Source organism: Staphylococcus sp. GDY8P119P, from assembly GCF_017892075.1.
Taxonomy (GTDB): domain Bacteria; phylum Bacillota; class Bacilli; order Staphylococcales; family Staphylococcaceae; genus Staphylococcus; species Staphylococcus ureilyticus.
This window is the reverse complement of the sequence record NZ_JAESKJ010000005.1, coordinates 1-2538: the sequence shown is the minus strand read 5'-3', so window position 1 is coordinate 2538 and position 2538 is coordinate 1. Positions and strand designations below refer to the sequence as shown.

3 protein-coding genes are annotated in these 2538 nt (G+C 30.6%); all 3 read right to left on the bottom strand.

Features of this window, described 5'->3' with window-relative positions:
* Nucleotides 1-91: 91 nt before the first annotated feature.
* A complete protein-coding gene (locus tag KA830_RS04025; RefSeq protein ID WP_000664727.1) occupies nt 92-568 on the bottom strand; it encodes a replication/maintenance protein RepL in 477 nt (158 codons plus the stop codon).
* 447 nt (nt 569-1015) lie between these two features.
* A complete protein-coding gene (gene erm(C), locus KA830_RS04020) occupies nt 1016-1813 on the bottom strand; it encodes a 23S rRNA (adenine(2058)-N(6))-methyltransferase Erm(C) (protein ID WP_181187314.1) in 798 nt (265 codons plus the stop codon).
* A gap of 60 nt (nt 1814-1873) precedes the next feature.
* Nucleotides 1874-1933, bottom strand: coding sequence for a 23S rRNA methylase leader peptide ErmCL (gene ermCL, locus KA830_RS04015; RefSeq protein ID WP_002497446.1), 60 nt, complete (start codon nt 1931-1933; stop codon nt 1874-1876).
* Nucleotides 1934-2538 lie beyond the last annotated feature (605 nt).

The following is a 2538-nucleotide window of genomic DNA, read 5'->3' as shown; positions in this document are numbered from 1 at the left end:
TGGGAGGTCAATCTATTTCATTTGCGTTAAGCTTTTGATCTACATTAAGCGTGCAGGTTTTTTGTCTATTTGTAGACGATTTTATGTTATACTAGTCCTTGAAAGAATAATAATCAGATAATGCATTTTCTTGTTTTTCATTTGCCTCTTGCTCAAAGTTCCCAAATTCGAGTAAGAGGTATTTTTGTTTTTGGTCGTCGCCTCTCATTAGTAGTTCAGGGTTTAACATTAATACTCCAGTTTTTCTTTTTATAATATTTCCTTCTTCTAAGATTTTAAGTGTTGTTATTACTGTTTGTAGACTTGTTCCTGTAGCTTTTGCTATTTCTCTTGTTGTAGCTATCATTGTATTGTTACTTAAGTGGACATTATCTAGGATATAGTTAACGATTTTAAGTTTTTTTCCGCCAATCATATCTAACATACTTATTAATTGCACTATATATGCCTTTACGAAGTTACCAGACGTTTGTTTACGGTATAACTTGTCTACCTCTATGACTTCTCCACTTTCTTCGTCTATGAGCCTCTGAGAGCCTTTATAGACTGTTCCATATCTTTCTTTCATCTTTTTCTCACTCCTTATTTTAAACTATTCTAACTATATCATAACTGTTCTAAAAAAAAAAGAACATTTGTTAAAAGAAATTAGAACAAAATGAGTGAAAAATTAGAACAAACAAATTCCTTATAAACCTTATCATCTCAACCTATATTAAGATTTTACCTAGTTGAATCTTCTTTTCTATATAAAGCGTCGGAGCATATCAGGGGGTTATCTAACGTAAATGCTACCCTTCGGCTCGCTTTCGCTCGGCATTGACGTCAGATACTGCACCCCCTGAACCCCCATGCTCCAACAGCAAAAAGGAAACTTTTTGCTGCTTTTCCGACGCTTATTCGCTTCGCTCATATTTATATAGAAAAGAAGTGAATGCGCAAAAGACATAATCGATTCACAAAAAATAGGTACACGAAAAACAAGTTAAGGGATGCAGTTTATGCATCCCTTAACTTACTTATTAAATAATTTATAGCTATTGAAAAGAGATAAGAATTGTTCAAAGCTAATATTGTTTAAATCGTCAATTCCTGCATGTTTTAAGGAATTGTTAAATTGATTTTTTGTAAATATTTTCTTGTATTCTTTGTTAACCCATTTCATAACGAAATAATTATACTTCTGTTTATCTTTGTGTGATATTCTTGATTTTTTTCTATTTAATCTGATAAGTGAGCTATTCACTTTAGGTTTAGGATGAAAATATTCTCTTGGAACCATACTTAATATAGAAATATCAACTTCTGCCATTAAAAATAATGCCAATGAGCGTTTTGTATTTAATAATCTTTTAGCAAACCCGTATTCCACGATTAAATAAATCTCATCAGCTATACTATCAAAAACAATTTTGCGTATTATATCCGTACTTATGTTATAAGGTATATTACCAAATATTTTATAGGATTGGTTTTTAGGAAATTTAAACTGCAATATATCCTTGTTTAAAACTTGGAAATTATCGTGATCAACAAGTTTATTTTCTGTAGTTTTGCATAATTTATGGTCTATTTCAATGGCAGTTACGAAATTACACCTCTGTACTAATTCAAGGGTAAAATGCCCTTTTCCTGAGCCGATTTCAAAGATATTATCATGTTCATTTAATCTTATATTTGTCATTATTTTATCTATATTATGTTTTGAAGTAATAAAGTTTTGACTGTGTTTTATATTTTTCTCGTTCATTATAATCCTCTTTAATTTTGAAGTAATAAAGTTTTGACTGTGTTTTATATTTTTCTCGTTCATTATAACCCTCTTTAATTTGGTTATAATGAATTTTGCTTATTAACGATTCATTATAACCACTTATTTTTTGTTTGGTTGATAATGAACTGTGCTGATTACAAAAATACTAAAAATGCCCATATTTTTTCCTCCTTATAAAATTAGTATAATTATAGCACGAGCTCTGATAAATATGAACATGATGAGTGATCGTTAAATTTATACTGCAATCTGATGCGATTATTGAATAAAAGATATGAGAGATTTATCTAGTTTCTTTTTTTACAAGAAAAAAGAAAGTTCTTAAAGGTTTTATACTTTTGGTCGTAGAGCACACGGTTTAACGACTTAATTACGAAGTAAATAAGTCTAGTGTGTTAGACTTTAATGTTTTTTTAAGGCATTAGTGTATTTAAGCGTCAGAGCATGGCTTTATGCCGAGAAAACTATTGGTTGGAATGGCGTGTGTGTTAGCCAAAGCTTTGGCGAGTTGGTTGGGGGTTTCATGGGATTAATCCCATGAAAGTACCAACTCAACAACACACTAACGCCTGTTGGTTCCAACCAATAGGAAATTGGAATAAGCAATTAGTATAATGAGAGTATAATGTTGGTATAACGTTAGTATAATGATGCTTTTTTTCATTATATTTTTTATGTACTTTAAACCTGCACGCTTATGTGAATTAGAAAAAGCTTAATCGCATTTCATAGATTGACCTCCCAATAACTACGTGGTGTTATTG